The organism is Polaribacter sp. 2405UD43-2 (genome assembly GCF_058147125.1).
On record NZ_JBYVJX010000003.1, the window covers coordinates 281,273 to 305,229 of the forward strand.

The window sequence follows — 23,957 nt, forward strand, 5'->3', positions numbered from 1 at the left end:
TTTTGAAAATAATAAGAAGAATTTAAACTATGTAAAAAGAATTTTATTTTTTATCAATTACTATTATATAATTAGTCTCATAGTAGAATTCTTTAGGAATACCATTTCTTTTAGCTGGAATTATTTCTTCTTTAAATAGTTTTATTACACGATCAATTTCGTTTTTAATGATTTTATTTGGTGCAATAGAATTTACATTTATTATTTCTCCTTTTTTATTGATTGTAAATCTTGGATAGATAGTAATAGGACCTTCTAAGTTTTGTAGAGAAATTACTTTTGAAGAAATGTTTTTTAAAATATGATTGTATAATTTTTTATAAAAACAACTTTCTTTAACGTGTTTCTTAATAATATTTTCACAACTTTTAATTAAGGGGTTCTCATCAAAAACATAATTTGTGCTAACATTAATTCTTGGTTTATTATTTTTGAAATCAAACAATTGTACACTATAATCTCCAATTTCATTTCTTTTTACCTCAGATAAGTTGAATCTTACTACCGGAAGGTTTTTAAAAATTTTTTCAATTTTTTTGTTTAAATCACCATTTCCTGTATTTATTCGAATACTTAGTATTTTTTTATCTTCTCCAATTCTAAAAATCATTCTTATTTTATGGTCGTACAGAGTTCGTAAAAAGGGTTTTGTCACAAACTTATATCCAGACTCAATTCTCGAGTAATTTATTTTTTTTAGATCTTTTTTTTTAAGATGAGCTCTTAAAAAATTAGACATACTATTTTTTACACTTGGTATAGAAATTGAATCAAAAGATTTTTGTTCATTTAATGTAATTCTCTTTAATTCTCCATTAGTGTGATAGGGAAATAGTTTGTTTAATTTTATTTTATTTATTGTCGTTTTGTTAAGTCTTTCTCTTATATTGTCTTTTTCTTGACAATATGTTCTTATAGTTATTAATAGAATTAGAATAAAAAATATTTTTTTCATTTAGTTAGGTTGTTATTATGGAATGAATATAACATTCCTTGAAAATGTGTTATGTAAGATTTCCAAAGTTGAAATATGAATCATCAATAATATTTCTAATCAACAAATATCTGAATAAAAATACGATTCAAAAGAAGATGAGAAAGGAGTTTCTAAATTTTTATTGGATTCTTAAAAAATGAATTGAAAAATTATTGAATTTTAAACCAAATTACATTACAATATCATTTTTCCAAGTATAAGGTTTAGGAATATCTGTATCGTCGATTAATTGCCTAATATCAATTTCGATGTCTTTTTTATGGCTTGTAAATCATCATTAGAAAGTGGGTTTTTTGCGTGTGTATTATCAATAAAATCTTTCGCCATAATTGTCCAAGAACGCGAAGTGTTTACAATGCCACCCCATATTTTACGCGCTTCCCACAACCTATCATAAGAAGCGTTATTTTTAAAACTAATAATAAACGAAATAGCTGTACCCAAAACACCTATAAAGGTAACCAAGGTACGTGCAACCATTTTAGGCCTACAAGATCGAATAAAAAAACAGGAATTGTAGATAGTAAAATAAAAAGATAAATATATCTTCTTATCCATTTTAAAACGGTTTTTACAGGGAAAATTCTTTTAATGTACATAAAATCTTAAATCAATGTTAAAGAACCAAATATAACTTTTTTGAATTCATATATTTGTTAGCTAACCAAATTTAAAAAACAAATGAAAAAAGTAGTATTATTAGTTTTCTTGATGACATTTACAATGGTTGGTCAACAAGTTGATTTATCCTATTATCTGCCAAAAGGAAATTATAATTCTCAAATTCCAACTCCAAAAAGTGTCATTGGTTACGAAGTAGGAGAGTGGCATATTTCTCACGACAAATTGGCGGAATATATGAAGGCTTTAGCAGTTTCTTCCGATAGAATTTCTCTAGAAAGCAGAGGTGCTACTTTTGAAGGAAGACCTTTATTATTGTTAACAATTACTTCGCCAAAAAATCATCAAAATATAGAAAATATAAGGGCAGAACACATAGCAGCAACAAATAATTCTGCAGATGTTTCTAACAACCCAATAGTAGTTTATCAAGGGTTTTCTATTCATGGAAATGAGCCAAGTGGTTCTAATGCAGCTTTGGCTGTGGCTTATTATTTAGCAGCTTCAGAAGCTACAGAAGTAAAAGATTTATTAGACAATGCTGTTATTTTGTTTGATCCTTCTTTAAATCCTGATGGATTACAGCGTTTTGCTTATTGGGCAAATACCAATAAAAGTAAAAATACAAATCCAGATCCTAATGACAGAGAATATACAGAAGTTTGGCCTAGAGGAAGAACCAATCATTATCAGTTTGATATGAACCGTGATTGGTTGCCTGTACAGTTGCCAGAAAGTAGAGCAAGAATTAAAACTTTTCATAAATGGTTGCCAAATATTTTAACAGATCATCATGAAATGGGAAGCAATTCTAGTTTCTTTTTTCAACCAGGAATTCCTAGTAGAACAAATCCGTTAACGCCACAAATGAACCAAGATTTAACCAAAGAAATTGCAACATATCACGCAAAAGCGTTAGATAAAATAGGTTCATTATATTATTCTGAAGAGAATTTTGATGATTTTTATTACGGAAAAGGGTCAACTTTCCCAGATATTAACGGAAGTATAGGAATTTTGTTTGAACAAGCAAGTTCTCGCGGACACGCGCAAGAAACGGATAATGGAATTTTAACATTTCCTTTTACCATCAGAAATCAGTTTACGGCTGCTTTATCTACTTTAGAAGCTGCTAGAAAAATGAGAGTAAAAATTCTTAAATATCAACAAAATTTTTATAAAGAATCTAGAAAAACGGGTAGTAAAAAAGCTATTGTTTTTGGTGATGAAAAAGATGCTGCAAAAAGTTTTCATTTGGCAGAAGTGTTAAAACGTCATCAAATAAAAATACACAATGTAAAATCTGATTTTACTAAAAATGGAAAAAAGTATAAAAAAGGATATAGTTATGTGGTGCCAATGAATCAGAAAAATCAGCGTTTGGTAAAAGCTATGTTCGATGTTCGAAAAACGTTTAAAGATAGTTTGTTTTACGATGTTTCTGCTTGGACTTTTAATCACGCTTTTGGTGTAGATTATGCAGAAAATATATCGCTTTCTAAAGCTGGAAAAGAAATCACAGATTTAAAAATGAAAGCAGGAAATGTTTCATTTAAAAGTGATTATGGATATTTAATGCCTTGGAATGAATATTATACACCTAAAGTGTTAAACGCTATTTTACAAAAAGATTTACGAGCAAAAGTATCTTTAAAAAATTTTAAAAATGGAGGCAATTTTTATGAGTATGGAACCATTTTTATTCCTGTTCAAAATCAAAAATTAAATGCAGTAGAAATGTATCAATTTTTAGAAAAAATAGCCAAAGAAAGTCACGTTTCAATTTCTGGTGTTTCTACAGGTTTAAATGATGGAATTGACTTAGGAAGCAATAATTTTAGAACCATTAACAAACCAAAAGTAGCAATGTTAGTTGGTGATGGAATAACAAGTTATGATTCTGGAGAAATTTGGCACTTGTTTGACCAGCGTTTTGATATGCATTTAACACGTTTAGATTTGCGTTATTTTACTAGCGTAGATATCAGCAAGTACACACATATTATAATTCCTAACAGTCGTATTGAAAAGGCTGCCATCGAAAAGTTAAAAACTTGGACAAGAAATGGAGGCATTTTAATTGGCTACAGAAATACTGCCAAATGGTTGGCTAGTAATAAATTTATCAATATAAAATTTGATAAAGCTAAAATAGATACCATTAAAGATGTTTCTTTTGAAGAAAAATCTTTAAAATTGGGCGCACAATATATTGGAGGTGCAATTTTTGAAGCGAAGATAGATCGTTCTCACCCAATAAATTTTGGTTATAAAAATGATAAAATTGCTTTGTTTAGAAACACAACCTTGTTTATTAAAGCTGACAAAAAGAGTTATAACAACCCTATTCAATATACTTCTAATCCGCTGTTAAGTGGTTATATTTCTAAAGAGAACGCAAAAGTGATTCCTAATACAGTTCCTTTTAAAGTACAGAGAATGGGTAGAGGTAGCGTAGTAGTTTTTACAGATAACACCAATTTTAGAGCTTTTTGGTACGGAACTAATAAACTATTAATGAACGCTATTTTCTTTGGAGATAAGATGTAGGTTTGTTAGTTGTTAGTTGTTAGTTGTTAGTTGTTAGTTGTTAGTTGTTAGTTGTTAGTTGTTGGCACCTTGAGTGCAGTCGAAAGGTTTACAAATAAAACGTGAGTTTGATATATTGATTGTTGATAATCAGTTGATTAGTTGTTTTCTTGGTATGCAGATGTCATTCAGACGAAGAATGAGGAAGAATCTCATTAAAGATTGAGATTTCTTATCACTCATAAATTACAAAATACTGATAATAAGAAATATAGCGTTTCAATATAATTCTATGTTATATAGAAATCACATTATAAAGTAATAAAAATTGCAAAGTTTATATACTGATACTTTGCAACTTTATATCACAAGAAAATTTGTAACAAAATTAACCATTAAACGTCTTATTTGTATAACCAACTAAATTGTATAAATGAGTTTTTTTAGAGTATTATTTGCCATCATTTTTCCTCCACTTTCTGTGATAGACAAAGGTTGTGGTTCTTTTTTTATTATCTTTCTATTAACACTTTGTGGATGGATTCCTGGAGTAATTGGAGCGTTAGTGATTTTGAATAATCCTAAAAATTAATGATGAATCTAAAATTTGCAATTCATAATTTTGCATTTGTAATTAAGACCACCCTTTTCTAATCATCAATTGCTCTATATGCGCAAAATGATGTTGGCAATGCCAAGCATAAATACCAATATTTTCTTTTAAACTCACTTCTTCATTTCCATCAGGATGAATAAAACTTTGCTCTAATTCTTTTTCAGTTAATCCTCTTAAAAAATAAACCCATTTAGAGTGTAATGCTTTTAAAGCATCAATAGATAAAAAAATAGGCGCAGATATAGAATCGTGTAATGCTGCCCAAAGTTCTTCAAAATAGGCTTTAATAATAGGTTTGTCTTCAGTTAAAGTCCATTTAAAACGTGTATAAGAATTATGATGACTGTCATAACAATGATGTATAACTTGTCTAATAGACCAGCCATTTTCTCTGTAAGAAGTGTCTAATTGTTTTTCTGATAATTCTCTGACTAAAAATTCTAATTCTTGCGGAAAACGTTCTAAAACAGAAATCCAATCTTCAATATTTTTTTTGGTTATTTTTTCTGGAATATCAGGTTTTCCAATAGGATATTTTAAATCTTCTAACGTCATTTATTTTTTAGTTATTTTCTTTAACATTCTTTTAGAACTTTTGTTTTCAGGGTTTATACTCAATGCTTTTTTGTAATTTTCTATAGCTAGGATTGTATCTTTAGCTCTTAAAAATGCATCCCCTAAGCTATCAAAAGTATTTGAACTCTTAGGGTATAAAAGAGTGTTTATTTTAAATACTTCAATTGCAGTTTTAAATTCTTTGTTTCGTAAATATTTATACCCTAATCTATTAATGTTTCTTTCGCGAATTACTGGGTTTAAAGAATCTTTTTGTTGAATAGTTTTATAAGCAGCTAAAGCTTTGTTATATTCTTTATTTTCAAGATATTCTATAGGAGTTTTTTCACCTTTTTTTAATTTTTTAAAATGATATTTTATACTATCATGCTCTCTTTTGGGTGCTAGTTGAATGTGCATTTCTGGTTGACTAACAAATAATATTTTTTCGTTTAATTCTTTCATATAAAAAGAAGTATCACTTACTTTTAGCAATTCAATATTATCATTACCACGCCATTTTGCGTGTAAAATTTGATCTTTAAAATATATTTCTAAGACTTCGTTAGCATTAAATAAATACCTGCCTTCTGTATTTTTAATAAAGTCTTCAGAATTTTTTTGTGAAGTACAACTTGCTAAAATTAACAATAGAAATAATGTAAATAGAAGTTTTTTCATAATAATTGGTAAAATTGATTCTCTATTTTAGACGATTAAAATAAGGTTTTTGTTACAGTTTTTAGAAGTTATTTAGTTTTAAATTTTATAAATAGCTAAAACTTCTTATAACAATATTTAAAAATTATTACACAATAAAATAAATAGACATCGTATTTTAAAATAAGTTAAAATTCTGTTTATCAATCATATAAATATTATTTTGACAGTTAGATATCGTTAAGTAAAACGTTTAAAATCTACTAAAAATACAAATAAAGTTTACTTTTGATAGCTGATACTTAATCATATCAATAAATAACAAGAAAAATGGCAAAAACATTATTTGACAAAGTATGGGATTCGCACGTTGTTCGTCAGGTTAAAGACGGACCGGATGTGTTTTTTATAGACCGTCATTTTATTCATGAAGTTACAAGTCCTGTAGCCTTTTTAGGATTAGAAAGTAGAGGAAACAGTGTGGTATATCCAGAGCGTACATTTGCTACTGCAGATCATAACACGCCAACTATAAATCAACATTTACCAGTGGCAGATCCATTATCTGCAAATCAATTAGATGCTTTAGAAAAAAATGCTGAAAAACACGGAATTTCTCATTGGGGCTTAGGTGATAAAAACAACGGAATTGTACACGTTGTTGGTCCAGAAAACGGAATTACATTACCAGGTGCAACTATTGTTTGTGGAGATTCGCATACATCAACGCATGGAGCTTTTGGTGCTATTGCCTTTGGTATTGGTACATCTGAAGTAGAAATGGTATTGTCTACACAGTGCATTATGCAGCCAAAACCAAAATCGATGCGTATTAACGTAAATGGTAAATTAGGTTTAGGAGTTACACCAAAAGATGTGGCTTTATACATTATTTCTAAACAAACAACTTCTGGAGCCACTGGATATTTTGTAGAATATGCAGGTGATGTTTTTGAAGATATGACTATGGAAGGGCGAATGACAGTTTGTAATTTGTCTATAGAAATGGGTGCAAGAGGAGGTATGATTGCCCCAGATACAAAAACTTTCGAATATTTAAAAGGTCGTTCTCAAACTCCTAAAGGAGCAGATTGGGATAAGGCAATGAATTATTGGGAAACTTTATATACTGATGAAGGAGCAAGCTTTGATGCAGAATTTAATTATGATGCAGCAGATATTGAGCCAATGATTACTTACGGTACAAATCCAGGAATGGGAATTGGAGTATCAAAGTCTATACCGCTTGCAGAAAATGTAGAAGGTGGTGTAGAAACTTATAAGAAATCATTAGGATATATGTCTTTTAAAGAAGGTGAAGCTATGATTGGTAAAGAAATAGATTTTGTTTTCTTAGGTTCTTGTACAAACGGACGTATAGAAGATTTTAGAGCTTTTTGTTCTATTGTAGAAGGACGTAAAAAAGCAGACAATGTTACTGCTTGGTTAGTTCCAGGATCTCACAAAGTGGTAGATCAAATTAAAGAAGAAGGTTTAGATAAAATTATTGACGATGCAGGTTTTGTATTAAGAGAACCAGGTTGTTCTGCTTGTTTGGCAATGAATGATGATAAAATTCCTGCAGGAAAATTATCAGTTTCTACATCAAACAGAAACTTTGAAGGACGTCAAGGACCAGGATCTAGAACATTATTAGCTTCTCCATTAGTAGCTGCAGCTTCTGCTGTGGAAGGAGTTGTTACAGACCCAAGAACGTTATTAACAAAATAAAAGCTATTAGCTTTTGGCTTTTAACCATTAGCTAAAAATTATAAATTATTTGCCAACAGCTATAAGCTAGAGGCTAAAAGCATAAAAAATATGGCTTACGATAAATTTAATGTATTAACAAGTACAGCATATCCATTACCAACAGAAAATGTAGATACAGATCAAATTATTCCTGCACGTTTTTTAAAAGCAACAGAACGTAAAGATTTTGATATCAATTTTTTCCGAGATTGGAGATTTAATCAAGATGGAACACCAAAACCAGAATTTCCTTTAAACAAAGAAATTTATGCAGGTTCTAAAATCTTAGTGGGAGGTAGAAACTTTGGTTCGGGTTCCTCTAGAGAACACGCAGCTTGGTCTGTATATGATTTTGGATTACGTTGTGTAATTTCATCAGCATTTGCTGATATTTTTAAGAATAACTGCTTAAATGTTGGGGTATTGCCTGTACAGGTTTCTGTTGAATTTGCTGAGGCTTTATTTGCTGCAATTATGGCTGATCCTAAAACGGAAATTAAGGTTGATTTACCAAATCAAACAGTAACATTAGTAGCAACAGGAGAATCTGAATCTTTTGTAATTAACAGTTACAAAAAAGAAAATATGTTAAATGGTTTTGATGATATTGATTATTTAAAAAACATCGAAAACGAAATTGTTGCATTTGCAGAAACAAGACCATTTTAAACTGTCATTCAGAACGAGGAACGAAGTGAAGAATCTCTTTTATTCTTAAAACATAATAAATGTCTGTAAGAAAAATCGAAATAATGGATACCACATTGCGTGATGGAGAACAAACATCAGGCGTGTCGTTTTCAGTTTCTGAAAAATTAACAATTGCAAAATTACTTTTAGAAGAATTAAAAGTAGATCGCTTAGAAATTGCATCAGCAAGAGTTTCTGAAGGTGAATTGCAAGCTGTACAAAAAATTACTTCTTGGGCGACAGAACAAAATGTTTTAGATAAAATAGAAGTATTAACTTTTGTTGATGGAGGAAAGTCTATAGATTGGATGTTAAAAGCTAGAGCAAAAGTCCAAAATTTATTGACCAAAGGTTCTTTAAATCATCTTACGCATCAACTTAAAAAAACACCAACACAACATTTTGCTGATATTAAAGCAAATATTGAATTAGCTGCTAAAAACAACATTAAAACCAATGTGTATTTAGAAGACTGGTCTAATGGAATGCGCAACTCCAAAACTTATGTTTTTGAGTATTTAGATTTTTTAACAACTCAAAATATAGAACGCGTTTTATTGCCAGACACTTTAGGAGTTTTAACTCCAGAAGAAACATTTGAGTTTATAAAAGAAGTTCGCAAAAAATATCCAAAAACACATTTTGATTTTCACGGTCATAACGATTATGATTTAGGAGTTGCCAATGTTATGAAAGCTATAAAAGCGGGTGCAAATGGTTTGCATTTAACCATAAATGGGATGGGAGAGCGTGCAGGAAATGCACCAATGGCAAGTGTTATTGCAGTTATCAACGATTTTTTAAAAGAAGTTGAAGTTACTATAAACGAAACAGCATTAAACAAAGTAAGTAAGTTAGTTGAAACGTTTTCAGGATTTAGAATTCCAGTTAACAAACCAGTTGTAGGTGCAAACGTATTTACACAAACTGCTGGAATTCACGCAGATGGAGATAATAAAAACAACCTGTATTTTAACGATTTAATGCCAGAGCGTTTTGGAAGAAAACGTAAATATGCTCTTGGTAAAACATCAGGAAAAGCCAATATTCAAAAGAATTTACAAGATTTAGGCATCCGTTTAAATGACGAAGAACTAAAGAGGGTTACCCAAAGAATCATTGAATTAGGTGATAAAAAAGAAGTGGTTTCTCAAGATGATTTGCCTTATATTATTTCTGATGTTTTAGATTCTGACACCATAGAAAAACGAGTAGTTGTAGAAAATTATGTTTTAGGACATGCTAAAGGAATGAAGCCATCTACAACTTTACAATTAATTGTAGAAGGTGTTCAATATGAAGCACATGCACAAGGAGATGGACAATTTGATGCTTTTATGAATGCGTTGAGAAAGTTGTACAAAACACACAGCAAAAAAGATTTACCAGATTTAGTAGATTATGGAGTTCGAATTCCTCCTGGGAGTCATTCTGATGCATTGTGCGAAACCATCATTACTTGGAAAAGAGAAAAACACGAATTTATAACACGTGGTTTAGATTCAGACCAAACAGTATCTGCCATTAAAGCCACTGAGAAAATGTTGAATATTATATAATAGCTTTTCGCTTCTAGCAATTAGCAATTAGCTAAATGCCAAAAGCAAAGAGCCAAAAGCCAAAATAAAAATTATGAAATTAAACATAGCCTTATTAGCAGGAGATGGAATTGGTCCTGAAGTAATAGACCAAGCAGTAAAAGTATCTGATGCCATTGCAAAAAAGTTCAACCACCAAATTAATTGGAAACCAGCGTTAACGGGTGCAGCAGCTATTGATGCAGTTGGAGAACCTTATCCAGATGAAACGCACGAAATTTGTGCATCTTCTGATGCGGTTTTGTTTGGTGCAATTGGACATCCAAGGTTTGACAATGATCCTTCAGCAAAAGTTCGTCCAGAACAAGGGTTGTTAAAAATGCGTAAGAAATTAGGTTTGTTTGCAAATGTTAGACCAACGTTTACATTTCCATCTTTATTAGATAAATCGCCTCTAAAAAGAGAACGTATTGAAGGAACAGATTTGGTTTTTTTACGTGAATTAACAGGTGGAATTTACTTTGGCGAAAAAGGTAGAAGAGATGAAGGAGAAACTGCATATGACAATTGTGTGTACACAAGAGCTGAAGTACAAAGATTAGCCAAAAAAGGTTTTGAATTGGCAATGACACGTGGTAAGAAATTATGTTGTGTAGATAAAGCCAATGTATTAGAAACTTCACGTTTGTGGAGAGAAACTGTACAAGCAATGGAAAAAGAGTATCCAGAAGTGGAGGTTTCTTATGAGTTTGTTGATGCAGTTGCAATGCGTTTGGTTCAGTGGCCAAATAGTTATGATGTATTAATTACTGAAAACTTATTTGGAGACATTTTAACGGATGAAGCTTCTGTAATTTCTGGTTCTATGGGATTAATGCCAAGTGCTTCTTTAGGAGCAGACATTGGTTTGTTTGAACCTATTCACGGTTCTTATCCGCAAGCAACAGGATTAAATATAGCAAACCCAATGGCAACAGTTTTATCGGCTGCAATGATGTTTGAAAACTTTGGTTTACAAGAAGAAGGAAAAGCAATAAGAGATGCTGTAAATAATGCTTTAAATAAAGGAATTGTAACCGAAGATTTAGCTGATGGCGGAAAATCTTACGGAACTTCTGAAGTAGGAGATTGGTTAGCTGAAAATATTTAATCCTTAGATTTTAGTTTAAATATATTAAAAAAGCTCTCGAATTTCGAGAGCTTTTTTGGGTATTATTCTTTATAAATTTTATCATATAAATCTTTATAAATTTCTTTAATAATTTTACGTTTCATCTTCATTGTTGGGGTTAAATGACCATCATCTATAGACCAAATATCTGGTGTTAATTCAAAACGTTTTATTTGTTCCCACTTACCAAAGTTTTTATTACATTTATCTACTTCTTTCTGAATTCTTTTTATAACTCTTTCAGAATTAGTAATTTCTTGGTTAGAGTCTCCAACATTAAGTTTTTTATGATGAATCCATTTTTTGATAAACTCAAAATTTGGTTGTATAAAAGCTGCAGGCATTTTTTCGCCTTCACCAACAACCATTACTTGTTCTATGAATAAAGATTGTTTTAATTCTCCTTCTAATAAAGGCGGAACTACATATTTACCACCAGAAGTTTTAAACATTTCTTTGGTTCTTCCAGTAATTTTTAAGAAGCCTTCTTCATCTACTTTACCTTTATCACCTGTATGAAAATATCCATTTTTAATTACATTATTTGTTCGTTCTTCATCTTTAAAATAGCCTTGCATTACATTTGGACCTTTTACTAAAATTTCTCCATTTTCTGCAATTTTTATTTTTACACCATCAATAATTTTACCCACTGTACCAATTTTAAAACCCTTGTTTCTTTGGTCGTTTACAGATACTACTGGCGATGTTTCTGTTAATCCATAACCTTCCATAATTGGCATTGCTGCTGCTGCAAAAACTCTTGTTAGTCTTGGTTGTAAAGCTGCACTACCAGAAACCATTAGCTTTAATTCTCCTCCTAAAGCAGCTTGCCATTTAGAGAAAATTAGTTTTCTGGCAAGCGCTAATTGTTTTTCATACCACCAACCATTGGCGCCATCTGGTTCGTATTTTAAGCCTAAATTAACTGCCCAAAAGAATAATCCTTTTTTAATACCTGTTAAGGTTTCGCCTTTTAAAATAATTTTATCGTAAATTTTTTCATACAAACGTGGTACAGCAGTCATTACGTTTGGTTTTATTTCTTGAGCATTTTCAGACAACTTTTCTATAGATTCTGCAAAATAAATAGAAACACCACAATATTGATATAGGTATAAAATCATACGCTCAAAAATGTGACAAACGGGTAAGAAACTTAAACCTTTAGAATCTCCATAATCTAAAGGAACTCTCTTAAAAGAACTTAAAACGTTAGATACAATATTTTTATGAGAGAGCATAACTCCTTTAGGTTTGCCTGTTGTTCCTGAAGTATAAATTAAAGTAGCTAAATCATCTTCTTTTACATTGTTTTTTCTTTCTTCTACAAGATTTTGATTGCTCTCATCTTTGCCAAGTTCTAAAATTTCTTTCCAACTTTTTTCTCCTTTAATATCATCAAAAGTAAAAACAGTTTTTAGCTTGGTTTTCTTTTTAATTTTATTCACTTTTTTCAAAACTTCATCATCAGAAACAAAACAATAAATAGATTCTGAGTGATTTAAAATATATTCATAATCTTCTTTAGAAATTGTTGGGTAAATAGGCACATTTTGTGCACCTGTTTGTAAAATTCCTATATCACAAATATTCCATTCAGTTCTATTTGTAGAAGAAATTATAGCAATTTTATCATTTGGTTTTACACCTAGTTCAATTAACCCTCTACTAATTTGATTGGCTTTGTTTATATATTCTTGTGTGGTTATAGATTGCCATTTACCGCTAGTTTTAGAAGTAAAAGCTTTTTTTAAATTGTATGTTTCTAATTGGTAATAAGGAAAATCGAATAATCGTGAAACTTCTATTGGCATAAATCTTTATTTGAGCTAGGCAAATTAGGAATTTTAACTCGATTTAACAAATACTAATTTCAAGAGTTTTTTTATTGATAATTTTTAAGAATTATATATTTTATGATACAAATTTTGATATTTTTCTAGAATAATTTTTCTACGCATTTTCAAAGTGGGAGTTAAGTGTCCAGCCTCTATTGTCCATTCATCTGGTGTGATTTCGAATTTTTTTATTTGTTCCCACTTACCAAATTTTTGATTGTAAAAATCGATTTCTTTTTGTATTCTTTTAATAATTTTTTCATCAGAATGTATTTGATTAAAAGAATGATGGTGTCTTTTTGCCCACTCTATAACAAATTCAAAATTTAATTGAATAAGTGCTGCTGGCATTTTTTTTCCTTCACCAATAACCATTATTTGTGCTATAAAACGAGATTGTTTAAACTCGCTTTCTAAAGCAGCCGGAGCAATGTATTTACCTCCAGAAGTTTTAAATATTTCTTTTTTTCTATCGGTAATTTTTAAGAAACCTTCTGAGTCAATTTCTCCAATATCGCCTGTATGTAAAAAATCATTGATAATAGTTTTATTGGTCATTTCAGAATCTTTGTAATAGCCCATCATAATATTATCGCCTTTCATCAAAATTTCTCCATCATCAGCAATTTTTATTTCTACACCAACCAAAGGTTTGCCAACAGTACCAATCTTAAAATTGTTATTTCTTAAATCGTTTAAAGAACCTGTTGGTGCAGCTTCTGTCAATCCATAACCTTCAAAAACAGGGAGGTTTGCTGCTGTAAATATTCGAATTAATTTTGGTTGCATTGGCGCGCTACCAGAAACCATATATTCTAAATGATTGCCTAAAGCAGCTCTCCATTTAGAAAAAATAAGTTTGTTGGCAATCTTTAATTTAAAGTGATACCAAAAACCGTTTTTTTGATAAGGTTCATATTTCTCTCCAAGCTGAATTGCCCAAAAGAAAAGGCGTTTTTTAATACCATTTAAGTTACTGCCTTTATCAACAATTTTATCAAAAATCTTTTCTAATAATCTGGGTACAACTGCTAAATAATGAGGTTTTACTTCTCTAATATTATCGCCAATTTTTTCTAAACTTTCAGCAAAAAATATTTCTGCACTTCTATATTGATTGTAATATGAAGAGGCTCTTTCAAAAATATGACAAATAGGTAAATAGCTTAAAATTCTTACATTTTGCTTTTTAATTTCTTGCAAAGAAGCCATTGTTGCAAAAACGGCTGTAATGATATTTTTATGGCTTAACATAACGCCTTTTGGAGTTCCTGTTGTGCCAGATGTATATATGATTGTTGCCAAATCATTACCTTTAACATTGCTTTTTAATTCTTCTATTTTTGGTTGATAGTTTTCTGCTTCGCCCAATTTTAAGAAAGCATTCCAGCCATAATTTGTTGTTAATTCTTCTAAAGAAAAAATATTTATTAGCTGTGTTTTTGAGGCTACTGATTTTACTTTTTCATAAATTTTATGATTAGAAACAAAGCAAAATTTAGCATCAGAATGATTTAAAATATACGCGTAATCTTTCTGGGCTAAAGTTGCATATAAAGGAATATTCTGTGCACCAATTTGTAAAATACCAATATCTAAAATATGCCAATTTGCATTATTATGCTCTGTTATTACAGCAATTTTATCATTCGGTTTTACTCCTAAATGCAGCAAAGAACTACTTACTTTATTGACTAAAATTAGATATTCTTTAGCAGAAATAGAATTCCATTGATTGTCAATTTTATAGTTAAAGCATTTGTTTTGCGGAGTTTTTTTTAACTGATAATAGGCAAAATCGAAAAGTCGGGTAATTTGGTCTGACATATTTTATTATTGATGTACAATATAATAAAGTATTTTATATTCGGTTTCTTATTGTTTACTTTTGATGAATGATGCAAATTGTAGAAACTCATATTGTTCCTAAACAAGAAAAACCTGTTCGTTTTCAAGAATATGGAGTGGGTGTTTTTATTACAAATTTAACCAAATCTGGACTAAAAAAATCCATTAAAAAAGGTTTCATTTTTATTGATGGAATAAAAGCAACAACATCAAAATATATTTTTGGAGGAGAAAAAATTGAGTTGTTTAAACCAGAAGAATCATCAACTTTTAAAAGGTTAGATTTAAAGTTAGAAGTGCTTTTTGAAGATGATTATTTAGCTGTAATTTATAAACCAGCAGGAATTTTAGTCAGCGGAAATAAATTTGTAACCATTGCAAATGCTTTGCCTCAAAATCTAAAAAAAAGCAATCAATCAGATGTTGTAAAACCGCAGCCTATTCATAGATTAGATTATCCAACAAGTGGTGTTTTATTGGTTGGTAAAACAGCTTTATCAATTCTTACGCTAAATAAATTATTTGAAAATAAAGAGATACAAAAAACGTATTATGCAATTGCTATTGGTAAAATGTGTGTGGGCGGAATTATAAATTTTAATGTAGATGATAAAAAAGCATCAACAGAATTTATGGTGATGAAATCTGTAAAATCTGCACGTTTTAATTATTTAAATTTGGTAAAATTATCACCAAAAACTGGCAGAAAACATCAACTTAGAAAGCATTTGGCAGCAGTTGATCATCAAATTTTAGGAGATAAAGAATATGGGAAAACTGAACTTATTTTAAAAGGGAAAGGTTTGTATTTACACGCTTTTTCGTTAGATTTTATGCATCCTTTTACAAAAGAAAGAATAACTGTTTTTAAGGAATTACCTAAGAAATTTAAAAAAATATTCCCATCTTTTAAATTTTAGTATATTTAAGCAAAATTAGTATTGCTTGGGATTTTTTAGAGGACAAATAACACCAGAAGGAACTTACGAATCTTCATTTCTTTTTCGGTTTTTAAAACCAAAAAAATCTGGAAATGAAATTAATGGTTTAGGAGAAGATAAAGTAAGAAAACCTATTCCGTTACTTTGGCATACACCTTCTAGAATTCAATATAAATACATACAAATGTTATTTAAAATGAATTTTAGACCTCGTATTATTTTATTTCACACTAGCGTTTTAAAAAAGTATGCTTCCTTAAAAATTAGAAAATATAGACTTCGAAAATCAACACCTGTAGTTGCACCAAAAAAAGAAACTCCAGAAGCTTTTTCTACACTAGTAAAAAAAGTTGCTGATAAAAATAAAGTGGATGCTTTTGGTATTACAAAACTAAAAAAAGAATGGCTTTTTACAGGATATGAATTACCAAAATGGGCAAAAAAAGCATTAAAAAAAGAAGAATTATTTTTAGTGATTTTTGCAGTACAACATTTACCTGAAGCTTTTAATAAAGCTCCTCATTGGGATTTTTCTTTAGAAATTGCCAATCAATATAATAATGGTTCTGATATAGCTGTTAACATTGCCAATTATATTTTAGAACAAGGATATTATGCCTATGGTCATGGTGGGCCAGAAGCTGGTGAGTTTTTGTTAACACCAGCAGCTATTGAAGCTGGTATTGGCGAGTTAGGAAAACACGGATCACTTATCAACCCAAAACTAGGAGGTAATTTTAGGCTAGGAGTAGTTTATACAACAATGCCTTTACAAACAAATGAGCAAATGATTGTTGGTATAGATGATTTTTGTAATAAATGCCAAGTTTGTACAAAAGCTTGCCCGCCAAAAGCAATTAGCGAAAGCAAAAAAATGGTAAGAGGTGTTAAAAAATTTTATGTAGATTTTGAAAAATGTATGCCATATATGACTGATAATTTTGGATGTGGAATTTGCTTAAAAGTTTGCCCTTGGTCTAAAGAAAAAGTAGCAACTCGTTTAATGGAGAAATATCATAAGAGAATGAATAAAGTTGAAGTTTAGATATTTTTAAAACTTAATTTCAATCTTTTAATTAGTTCATAAGTTTCCTCTTCATTATACGTTGCAAAACCCATTCTAATAGAATTATGTCCTAATTTTGCATTGTCATAACGTTGCCATTCTCCTATTTCTAATTTGTTTTTTCTTGCAACTTCTGCAACTGTTTTCCAAGAGTAATTGTCATTTAACTTTACCCAAACTGCCATTCCTCCTTTTGGAATTTCAAAAGAAAAAACAGCAGAAAAATTATCTTTTAATAGTTTACAAAACAAATCTCTGCGCATTTTATAAATCTTCATTACTTTTTTAATATGCCTGTCTAAATCTCCAGATTTTATAAAATCTTCAAACGTTAATTCTAACAAAGCATCTCCCTGTCTGTCTATAAATCGCCTCTGATTTGCAGCTTCATTTATAAACTCTTTAGGCGCAATCAAATAGCCAATTCTAAAAACAGGCGCAACTGTTTTACAAACGGATCCAATATAAATTACATTTCCATTAGTATCATGACTGGCTAAAGGCAAAATAGGAGAATGATTGTAATTAAAATCGTAATCGTAATCATCTTCTATAATGGCGAAATTGTATTTTTGGGCTAAATTCAACAAACAAATTCTTCTTTCTGCAGATAGCGTAACTGTTGTTGGATGATGATGATGAGAGGTCACAAAAACTGCTTTTACGGTTTTTTGTTTACAAATTTGCTCAATTTCATCAGTAACCAAGCCATTTTTATCTACTGTAACTCGTAATAAATTGGCTTTTCTTTGTAAAAAAGTGGTGTCTGATGATGTGTAATTAGTTTGCCCAACAATAATAGTATCGTCTTTTTGCAACAACAATTTTGCACTCAAAAAAATTCCCATTTGACTGCCTCTTGTAATCAAAAGATTTTCTTTGGTAATATTTAATCCGCGAGTTTTATTAAGGTAATTTGCTAAAGTTATTCGTAGTTTTTCATTGCCAAAAAGAGAGCCATAAGACATTTCTTTATAAACATTTTTTCTGCTACAAATTCTTCTATAAGTTCTTGCTAAATCTTCTGTTGGTGTTAATCTTGTATCAGAAATACCATCGTTTAAATAGATGAAATCTTTTTGTGGCTTATAATATTTTCTTTCTAAAGATGCGTTTTTATAGAATTTAAATCCTACTGATTTTATTGATGAAATAGCTTTTAAATCTAAAAAATTTTGTTGTTGTAATTCAGGTAAATTAGCATTTACAAATGTTCCTTTTTTGGGCACACTTTCTACCCAACCTTGCAGTAACAATTCTTCGTAACATGCAACCACTGTTTTTCTATGAACGTTTAATAAATCTGCTAACATTCTGCTTCCTGGTAATTTAGTTTCAGGAATTAGTTTTCGTTCTTTAATCAATGCTATAAATTGATTTGCCAATTGTAAATACAAAGCTTGATTGCTTTTTCTATTTAATTTAAAACTTGTTTTGAAAGGAAACATAAAAACTGGACTATTATTTATTTTTATTCTGGATTACTTTAGTAGTCCATAAAAATAATATATTTGAATAGCATTAAGCTAAAAAAAATTAATATTTTAATAATTAAAAAATGATAGCAAGAATTTGGCACGGAAAAACTAAAGCAGAACATTATGAAGAATATGCAAACTTTATGAAAGTTAAAGCGATTCCTGATTACAAAAAAACCAAAGGTTTTGTAAAATTGATATTTCTTAAACGTATTGATGGAAACATAGCACATTTTAATTTGATTACTTTTTGGCAAGATATAGATGCTATCAAAAATTTTGCTGGTAAAGAGTATGATACTGCCAAATATTACCCAAAAGACAAAGATTATCTACTTGATTTTGAAGAAAAAGTAATTCATTATGATGTATTTGCAGAATAAAAATAAAAACATATTATGATAAAAAAACAAGCGCTTCAAGCAACAGAATTTGATGAATATTACAAAAGATATATTGATAAATTGGACGATAAAACTGAGTTAATTCAAGGTTTTATTGATGGAAAAACAGAACTGGTTTCATTTTTTAAATCGATTCCAGAAAGTAAATTAAATTTCAGATATCAACCTAAAAAATGGTCTATAAAAGAAATTTTACAACATTTAATAGATACTGAAAGAATCTTTATGTACAGATGTTTTAGAATTGCAAGACAAGACACAACTGTTTTAGCTGGTTATGACCAAGAAATTTATATAAAACCTTCTAATGCTGATAACAAATCTTTAGATGATTTATTGAATGAGTTTATCATCAACAGAAATAATTCTATAGCTTTATTACAAAGTTTATCCAATAATGATTTGAGCTTTATTGGAAATGCCAATGGCGGAAAAATATCTGCAAGAGCAGCTGCATTTATAATTCCTGGACACGATATTTGGCATACCCAAGTTATTAAAGAAAAGTATTTATAATATTATAAATGAGAGTAAAACACTATTGAGCAAAATCATATTTTGAAAAAAGAAATCAGCGCAAACTTTAGCCATAAATTCACGAATCTATAGATAGTTATTTGTAAACAATTTCGTGAATTCGTGGCAAAAAAAAGTATGATGCTACCCAAATAAAAACTAACAGCACACTACAAATGTGTAAAAATAAATTAATCCGAAAAATGAAAATAACTGAAGAAGTAAAAAAATATATGCACTCAAGTGTACTTTGTTGGTTGGCAACTGTTTCAAAAGAAAACATACCCAATGTATCTCCAAAAGAAATATTTAGTTTTTATAAAAATGATAAAATAATTGTTGCCAATATTGCTTCTCCTCAAACTGTAAAAAACATCAATCAAAACAAAAATGTTTGCATTAGTTTTATTGATATTTTAGTTCAAAAAGGCTATCAATTAAAAGGAACAGCTAAAATCATCAAAAAATCTGATATCGATTTTATAGAAATGGAACAACTATTAATTAAAATGACGCTTGGTAATTTCCCTTTTTCAACAATAACTGAAATTAGCGTAAATCAAGTAAAACCCATTATTGCTCCAAAATACATACTCTACCCAGAAACCACAGAAGCTGCACAAATTGAAAGTGCTAAAAGAGCCTATAAAATTTCTAATTGCATAACAAAAATTAACTTTTAGAGCTAAAAAAAATTATTTGTTTTCGAGATATTAAAGACCTCAAAGGTTTTAAAAACCTTTGAGGTCTGCACAACAAATTAAGCCTAAAGCATTAAAAACAAATGGTTTAATTTGAAGTTTAAACTTTTGACACGTAAAAAAATAAAATTAAAAAAAATGTATTTATAATGTTAGAAATTAGACCCAATTGCGAACACTGCAACAAAGATTTGCCTAACACCTCTACAGAAGCAATGATTTGTTCGTTTGAATGTACCTATTGTAAAACTTGTGCTTTAGAAATTTTTGAAAATGTTTGTCCAAGTTGTGCTGGTAATTTTGTAGAACGCCCAATCCGTCCATTAAAAATGATTGAGAAATATTCTGCTTCTAAGAATAGAGTTTATAAACCAAAAGATTTAGGTAACGCAAAAATAAATACAAATCAGTTTAAAGATATTCATCCTACTAAAAGGTAAAAATGATTAAAATAAGAAGAGCAAAAGTAACTGATGCAACTCATATTGCTTTGTTAGGCAGAGTTACCTACACAGAATCTCACGGAAATTACATTACAGAAAAAGAAGACTTATTAAAGTTTTACAATATGTATTATTCCGTTTCAAAAATAAGAGAAGAATTAAATGATGATAAAAACATTTTCTGGATTGTATTTTCTGAGGAATTACCAATCGGTTTTGCCAAACTTTCTTTAAATGAAAACTTTTCTAAATCTGATAAAACCAGGTCTTGTAAATTGCAAAGATTATATATTTTGAATGATTTTATAGGATTAAAAATTGGCTCTCAATTACAAGAAATTATCTTAAAAACTGCAATTGATTTAAAATTTAAAAGCATTTGGTTAACTGCTTATCACAAAAATATAAAAGGAATTAATTTTTATCAAAAATACGGTTTCCAACAAGTTGGAAGTATTGACTTTTTTGTTGGAAAAACAAATTATGAAAACTTGATATTTACCAAAAATATGTAAGAATGAAAGCATACGAAAAATCAAAATTAAACAGAATTAAAAGAGGTGCAAACAGAGCAGTTTACGATGTCGAAAAAATAAATTCCATTTTAGACGCTGGTTTTATTGGTTATGTTGGCTATGTTTTCCAAGACAAAGCAATCACAATTCCTATGGCTTATGGCAGAAAAGAAAACAAAATTATTTTGCACGGTTCTAACGCCAATAGAATGTTAACATCGCTTTTAAAAGCAGGAGAAATGAGTATGACAGTTATGCATTTAGATGCATTGGTTTTGGCACGTTCTGGGTTTCATCATTCTGTAAATTATAGATCTGTAACCTTGTTTGGTACCGTTAGAAAAATTGAAGAAAAAGAAGAAAAAAACCAAGCATTATTTGTTTTTATGGAACATATGATGAAAGGCAGATGGAATGGAATTCGTGAAATGAATCAAGAAGAATTTGACAGAACTTTAGTGGTAGAAATGACCATAGAAACTGCTTCTGCAAAAATTAGAAATGTAGGTGTTGTTGATGAGTCAGAAGATTATGAGTTAGATGTTTGGGCAGGCTTAGTTCCTGTAAAACAGGTTGCAGGATATCCAATTCCTGATAAAGGAAAACCACAAGAAATGGAAATTCCAAAACACGTGTTAGATTATTATAAAGCAAACAAATAGTTTGTTATTATTAAAATTGATATTTTAGCTTCTGATTTTTTAATTATCAAAAAATGAAGAAGCTTTTTAAATTTATTGGATTTCTATTTTTACTATTAATTATTGCAGCAGGAATTTATTATTTTGTGAAAAATGAACCAATTCCTGAAGGTAAAAAAGACAAAGAAGCTGATGCTTTGGCAACCAAAATGTTACAAGCAATAAACCATAAAGGATTTAAAAATACTGAAGTTTTAGAATGGAGTTTTAGAGGAGAACATTTTTATGTTTGGAATAAAAATAAAAATGAAGTTAAAGTTGAGTGGGGTGGAAATGTTATTCTAATAAATACTAAAAACTCTAAAGAAAATAAAATATTAGTTAAAAATCATAGTATTGAAAACAATGAGTTAATACAAAAAGCTCAAAATTATTTTAACAACGATTCTTTTTGGTTAATTGCACCTCATAAAATTTTTGATGCTGGTACAGAAAGACGCATTGTAAAATACAATAATAAAGACGCACTTTTAGTAACATACACCTCTGGTGGCTCAACTCCTGGAGATTCTTACCTCTGGATTTTAGATGAAAACTATCATCCAACTGCATTTAAAATGTGGACAAGCATCATTCCTATTGGAGGTGTTTCTGCAACTTGGTCAGATTGGAAAACTACAGAAGCTGGTATAAAATTACCCACAAAACATACACTTTCTCTTTTCGGTTTAGAAATTGATATGGGAAATGTAAAAGCATATAACACAAAAGCAAACAATCTTGCAAATAAAATTTTAAAAGCCATAAAACACAAGAATTATAAAAACACACGCTATTTAGAATGGAGTTTTGCAGGAAAAAGACATTTTAAATGGGATAAACAAAAACATATTGTAACTGTTTCTTGGGATGATTTTAGCGTGAGTTTGCATCCGCAAGAAAAAGAAAAAAGCACTGTTTTTTTTAAAGGCGATAAACAAGAAATTACTGACGAAAAAATTGTAAAACAAGCTTGGGATATTTTTAATAACGACTCTTTTTGGCTAGTGGCACCTCATAAATTATTTGATGATGGTGTTATCAGAAATATAGAAATTATTGATGGCAAAGAAGCTTTAAGAGTTACCTATACAAGTGGTGGCACAACTCCTGGAGATACTTATATTTGGATTTTAGACGATAAAAATATTCCTAAAAGTTATAAAATGTATGTGCCAAGTATGAAAATGGAAGGAACTCTTGCAACTTGGCAAGATTGGATTACCACAGAAAGTGGTACTTTATTACCAACAAATCATACCTTTGGTAAAGACAGAAAATTAAGTATGGGAACTGTAAAAGGATACAACTAATGAATTCAAAAATAATTTCAAACGGAATTTTAAGAGCGCTAGGAATGTTAGTCGGAATTTTTCTTTTGGGCTATTTTCTATACACCATTCAATCCGTAATTATTTATATTATAATTGCTGCAATTTTGTCTTTAATTGCTAGACCAATCATCCTTTTTTTAAGAACAAAACTAAAATTTCCTAACACATTAGCAGTTGTTTTTACAATGGTTTTAATGTTAAGTTTGCTAACAGGTTTAATCTTAATGTTTATTCCGTTAATTGCAGAACAAGGCAAGAGTTTGTCACTTTTAGAAGTAGAACAATTACAAGAAAATATTCAGCAAATATTCAATCAAATTACAGCCTATTTTTCATCAAAAGGAATAGATGTTTTGGGCAAAATTAAAAACTTCGATTTTTTGTCTCAATTTCAAGAAATTCCTAATTTATTAAATTCAGTTTTAGGAACTTTAGGATCGTTAAGTGTGGGTTTGTTTTCGGTGTTATTTATCTCTTTCTTTTTTATGAAAGATAGTCAATTATTAAAAAAAGGAGTAATGACAATGATACCAATTGGTAAAGAAAAAAGATTCTCAAAATCGTTAGAAACCATTAACAATTTATTATCAAGATATTTTATTGGGTTAATTTTTCAAATCACCATTTTATTTGTTTTATACACCATTATTTTATTAATTTTTGGAATAAACAACGCTGTTGTCATTGCATTTTTATGTGCTTTGTTAAATTTAATCCCTTATGTAGGGCCTATGATTGGAGCTGTAATAATGTTTATTTTATCGATGACAAGTAATATTGGGCAAGACTTTCAGTCAGAAATTTTACCAACAACTATTTATGTAATGATTGGTTATTTAATAGCGCAATTAATAGATAATTTTGCGAGCCAGCCCATTATTTTTTCAAAAACAACAAAATCTCATCCCTTAGAAATTTTCTTAATTATTATTATTGGAGGTTTGCTTTTTGGTGTGGTTGGTATGATAACTGCTGTACCTTTGTATACCGCTTTAAAAGTAATTTTAAAAGAGTTTTTAGCGGATAATAAAATTGTAAAATCTATTACAAAAGATATTTAG

Annotated in this window: 23 protein-coding genes; 16 read left to right on the forward strand and 7 right to left on the reverse strand. The window is 29.5% G+C overall.

From position 1 onward, the window contains the following. Positions 1–43 precede the first annotated feature (43 nt). Together ACY2RX_RS06500 and ACY2RX_RS06505 are read right to left on the reverse strand one after the other, a co-directional pair. The gene (locus ACY2RX_RS06500) at positions 44–955 is read right to left on the reverse strand and encodes a hypothetical protein (protein WP_490103161.1); all 912 of its coding nucleotides are present in this window, start codon (positions 953–955) and stop codon (positions 44–46) included. 267 nt (positions 956–1,222) lie between these two features. Beyond that, entirely contained in the window at positions 1,223–1,477 is a 255-nt protein-coding gene (locus ACY2RX_RS06505) for a hypothetical protein (protein ID WP_490103162.1), read from the reverse strand. Positions 1,478–1,678: 201 nt separating this feature from the next. Between ACY2RX_RS06505 and ACY2RX_RS06510 the strand changes: the two genes are divergently transcribed. After that, positions 1,679–4,168, forward strand: a complete 2,490-nt coding sequence (locus ACY2RX_RS06510) for a M14 family zinc carboxypeptidase (protein WP_490103163.1) — start codon at positions 1,679–1,681, stop codon at positions 4,166–4,168. Between the two features lie 412 nt (positions 4,169–4,580). After that, positions 4,581–4,739, forward strand: a complete 159-nt coding sequence (locus tag ACY2RX_RS06515; RefSeq protein WP_076686390.1) for a YqaE/Pmp3 family membrane protein — start codon at positions 4,581–4,583, stop codon at positions 4,737–4,739. Positions 4,740–4,781: 42 nt separating this feature from the next. Here the strand turns inward: ACY2RX_RS06515 and ACY2RX_RS06520 are convergent, their stop codons facing one another. Then, complete coding sequence (locus ACY2RX_RS06520; RefSeq protein ID WP_490103164.1) at positions 4,782–5,318, reverse strand: YfiT family bacillithiol transferase; 537 nt, start codon at positions 5,316–5,318, stop codon at positions 4,782–4,784. Beyond that, positions 5,319–5,999 (reverse strand): tetratricopeptide repeat protein, encoded by a 681-nt coding sequence (locus ACY2RX_RS06525; RefSeq protein WP_490103165.1) that lies wholly within the window; start codon positions 5,997–5,999, stop codon positions 5,319–5,321. It abuts the gene before it with no gap. A 309-nt stretch (positions 6,000–6,308) separates the two neighbouring features. Here ACY2RX_RS06525 and leuC point away from each other — a divergent pair, with 309 nt between their 5' ends. The 4 genes from leuC (at position 6,309) to leuB (ending at position 11,108) form a co-directional block, all read left to right on the forward strand. Then, positions 6,309–7,709, forward strand: coding sequence for a 3-isopropylmalate dehydratase large subunit (gene leuC / locus ACY2RX_RS06530; protein ID WP_490103166.1), 1,401 nt, complete (start codon positions 6,309–6,311; stop codon positions 7,707–7,709). A 90-nt stretch (positions 7,710–7,799) separates the two neighbouring features. After that, the gene (gene leuD / locus ACY2RX_RS06535; protein WP_490103167.1) at positions 7,800–8,399 is read left to right on the forward strand and encodes a 3-isopropylmalate dehydratase small subunit; all 600 of its coding nucleotides are present in this window, start codon (positions 7,800–7,802) and stop codon (positions 8,397–8,399) included. A 59-nt stretch (positions 8,400–8,458) separates the two neighbouring features. Next, the gene (locus ACY2RX_RS06540) at positions 8,459–9,979 is read left to right on the forward strand and encodes an alpha-isopropylmalate synthase regulatory domain-containing protein (protein WP_490103168.1); all 1,521 of its coding nucleotides are present in this window, start codon (positions 8,459–8,461) and stop codon (positions 9,977–9,979) included. Between the two features lie 73 nt (positions 9,980–10,052). After that, on the forward strand, positions 10,053–11,108 hold the full coding sequence (leuB, locus tag ACY2RX_RS06545) for a 3-isopropylmalate dehydrogenase (protein ID WP_490103169.1): 1,056 nt from the start codon (positions 10,053–10,055) through the stop codon (positions 11,106–11,108). Positions 11,109–11,170: 62 nt separating this feature from the next. Here the strand turns inward: leuB and ACY2RX_RS06550 are convergent, their stop codons facing one another. Both ACY2RX_RS06550 and ACY2RX_RS06555 read right to left on the reverse strand, forming a co-directional pair. Next, a complete protein-coding gene (locus ACY2RX_RS06550) occupies positions 11,171–12,946 on the reverse strand; it encodes an AMP-dependent synthetase/ligase (RefSeq protein ID WP_490103170.1) in 1,776 nt (591 codons plus the stop codon). A gap of 84 nt (positions 12,947–13,030) precedes the next feature. Then, a complete protein-coding gene (locus ACY2RX_RS06555; RefSeq protein ID WP_490103171.1) occupies positions 13,031–14,797 on the reverse strand; it encodes an AMP-dependent synthetase/ligase in 1,767 nt (588 codons plus the stop codon). A 71-nt stretch (positions 14,798–14,868) separates the two neighbouring features. On the opposite strand from ACY2RX_RS06555, the gene ACY2RX_RS06560 reads away from it, so the two are divergent. Both ACY2RX_RS06560 and ACY2RX_RS06565 read left to right on the forward strand, forming a co-directional pair. After that, positions 14,869–15,738, forward strand: coding sequence for an RluA family pseudouridine synthase (locus tag ACY2RX_RS06560; RefSeq protein WP_490103228.1), 870 nt, complete (start codon positions 14,869–14,871; stop codon positions 15,736–15,738). 25 nt (positions 15,739–15,763) lie between these two features. Next, a complete protein-coding gene (locus ACY2RX_RS06565; protein WP_490103172.1) occupies positions 15,764–16,804 on the forward strand; it encodes a 4Fe-4S dicluster domain-containing protein in 1,041 nt (346 codons plus the stop codon). Here ACY2RX_RS06565 and pdxR read toward each other — a convergent pair. Continuing rightward, complete coding sequence (gene pdxR / locus ACY2RX_RS06570) at positions 16,801–18,273, reverse strand: MocR-like pyridoxine biosynthesis transcription factor PdxR (RefSeq protein WP_490103173.1); 1,473 nt, start codon at positions 18,271–18,273, stop codon at positions 16,801–16,803. The genes ACY2RX_RS06565 and pdxR overlap by 4 nt on opposite strands. A gap of 110 nt (positions 18,274–18,383) precedes the next feature. Here pdxR and ACY2RX_RS06575 point away from each other — a divergent pair, with 110 nt between their 5' ends. The 8 genes from ACY2RX_RS06575 (at position 18,384) to ACY2RX_RS06610 (ending at position 23,957) form a co-directional block, all read left to right on the forward strand. After that, positions 18,384–18,686, forward strand: coding sequence for an antibiotic biosynthesis monooxygenase family protein (locus ACY2RX_RS06575; RefSeq protein ID WP_490103174.1), 303 nt, complete (start codon positions 18,384–18,386; stop codon positions 18,684–18,686). A 15-nt stretch (positions 18,687–18,701) separates the two neighbouring features. Then, on the forward strand, positions 18,702–19,223 hold the full coding sequence (locus ACY2RX_RS06580) for a DinB family protein (RefSeq protein WP_490103175.1): 522 nt from the start codon (positions 18,702–18,704) through the stop codon (positions 19,221–19,223). A gap of 203 nt (positions 19,224–19,426) precedes the next feature. Continuing rightward, positions 19,427–19,906: a pyridoxamine 5'-phosphate oxidase family protein gene (locus ACY2RX_RS06585; RefSeq protein WP_490103176.1), complete on the forward strand. Its 480-nt coding sequence runs from the start codon at positions 19,427–19,429 to the stop codon at positions 19,904–19,906. 167 nt (positions 19,907–20,073) lie between these two features. After that, positions 20,074–20,364, forward strand: a complete 291-nt coding sequence (locus ACY2RX_RS06590) for a DUF1272 domain-containing protein (protein WP_490103177.1) — start codon at positions 20,074–20,076, stop codon at positions 20,362–20,364. A gap of 2 nt (positions 20,365–20,366) precedes the next feature. After that, on the forward strand, positions 20,367–20,882 hold the full coding sequence (locus tag ACY2RX_RS06595; protein ID WP_490103178.1) for a GNAT family N-acetyltransferase: 516 nt from the start codon (positions 20,367–20,369) through the stop codon (positions 20,880–20,882). A 2-nt stretch (positions 20,883–20,884) separates the two neighbouring features. Beyond that, positions 20,885–21,544, forward strand: coding sequence for a pyridoxamine 5'-phosphate oxidase family protein (locus ACY2RX_RS06600; protein ID WP_490103179.1), 660 nt, complete (start codon positions 20,885–20,887; stop codon positions 21,542–21,544). Positions 21,545–21,597: 53 nt separating this feature from the next. Next, a complete protein-coding gene (locus ACY2RX_RS06605) occupies positions 21,598–22,875 on the forward strand; it encodes a hypothetical protein (protein WP_490103180.1) in 1,278 nt (425 codons plus the stop codon). Beyond that, on the forward strand, positions 22,875–23,957 hold the full coding sequence (locus tag ACY2RX_RS06610; protein WP_490103181.1) for an AI-2E family transporter: 1,083 nt from the start codon (positions 22,875–22,877) through the stop codon (positions 23,955–23,957). Before ACY2RX_RS06605 ends, ACY2RX_RS06610 begins: the two co-directional genes overlap by 1 nt.

Bases quoted from the DNA above. Each gene is read 5' to 3' on its own strand.
- ACY2RX_RS06505 (WP_490103162.1), bottom strand. From the start codon at position 1,477: ATGGTTGCACGTACCTTGGTTACCTTTATAGGTGTTTTGGGTACAGCT.
- ACY2RX_RS06540 (WP_490103168.1), top strand. From the start codon at position 8,459: ATGTCTGTAAGAAAAATCGAAATAATGGATACCACATTGCGTGATGGA.
- ACY2RX_RS06500 (WP_490103161.1), bottom strand. From the start codon at position 955: ATGAAAAAAATATTTTTTATTCTAATTCTATTAATAACTATAAGAACA.
- leuC (WP_490103166.1), top strand. From the start codon at position 6,309: ATGGCAAAAACATTATTTGACAAAGTATGGGATTCGCACGTTGTTCGT.
- leuB (WP_490103169.1), top strand. From the start codon at position 10,053: ATGAAATTAAACATAGCCTTATTAGCAGGAGATGGAATTGGTCCTGAA.
- ACY2RX_RS06550 (WP_490103170.1), bottom strand. From the start codon at position 12,946: ATGCCAATAGAAGTTTCACGATTATTCGATTTTCCTTATTACCAATTA.
- ACY2RX_RS06595 (WP_490103178.1), top strand. From the start codon at position 20,367: ATGATTAAAATAAGAAGAGCAAAAGTAACTGATGCAACTCATATTGCT.
- ACY2RX_RS06600 (WP_490103179.1), top strand. From the start codon at position 20,885: ATGAAAGCATACGAAAAATCAAAATTAAACAGAATTAAAAGAGGTGCA.
- ACY2RX_RS06510 (WP_490103163.1), top strand. From the start codon at position 1,679: ATGAAAAAAGTAGTATTATTAGTTTTCTTGATGACATTTACAATGGTT.
- pdxR (WP_490103173.1), bottom strand. From the start codon at position 18,273: ATGTTTCCTTTCAAAACAAGTTTTAAATTAAATAGAAAAAGCAATCAA.
- ACY2RX_RS06580 (WP_490103175.1), top strand. From the start codon at position 18,702: ATGATAAAAAAACAAGCGCTTCAAGCAACAGAATTTGATGAATATTAC.
- ACY2RX_RS06585 (WP_490103176.1), top strand. From the start codon at position 19,427: ATGAAAATAACTGAAGAAGTAAAAAAATATATGCACTCAAGTGTACTT.
- ACY2RX_RS06515 (WP_076686390.1), top strand. From the start codon at position 4,581: ATGAGTTTTTTTAGAGTATTATTTGCCATCATTTTTCCTCCACTTTCT.
- ACY2RX_RS06590 (WP_490103177.1), top strand. From the start codon at position 20,074: ATGTTAGAAATTAGACCCAATTGCGAACACTGCAACAAAGATTTGCCT.
- ACY2RX_RS06555 (WP_490103171.1), bottom strand. From the start codon at position 14,797: ATGTCAGACCAAATTACCCGACTTTTCGATTTTGCCTATTATCAGTTA.
- ACY2RX_RS06610 (WP_490103181.1), top strand. From the start codon at position 22,875: ATGAATTCAAAAATAATTTCAAACGGAATTTTAAGAGCGCTAGGAATG.
- ACY2RX_RS06525 (WP_490103165.1), bottom strand. From the start codon at position 5,999: ATGAAAAAACTTCTATTTACATTATTTCTATTGTTAATTTTAGCAAGT.
- leuD (WP_490103167.1), top strand. From the start codon at position 7,800: ATGGCTTACGATAAATTTAATGTATTAACAAGTACAGCATATCCATTA.
- ACY2RX_RS06520 (WP_490103164.1), bottom strand. From the start codon at position 5,318: ATGACGTTAGAAGATTTAAAATATCCTATTGGAAAACCTGATATTCCA.
- ACY2RX_RS06560 (WP_490103228.1), top strand. From the start codon at position 14,869: ATGCAAATTGTAGAAACTCATATTGTTCCTAAACAAGAAAAACCTGTT.
- ACY2RX_RS06605 (WP_490103180.1), top strand. From the start codon at position 21,598: ATGAAGAAGCTTTTTAAATTTATTGGATTTCTATTTTTACTATTAATT.
- ACY2RX_RS06575 (WP_490103174.1), top strand. From the start codon at position 18,384: ATGATAGCAAGAATTTGGCACGGAAAAACTAAAGCAGAACATTATGAA.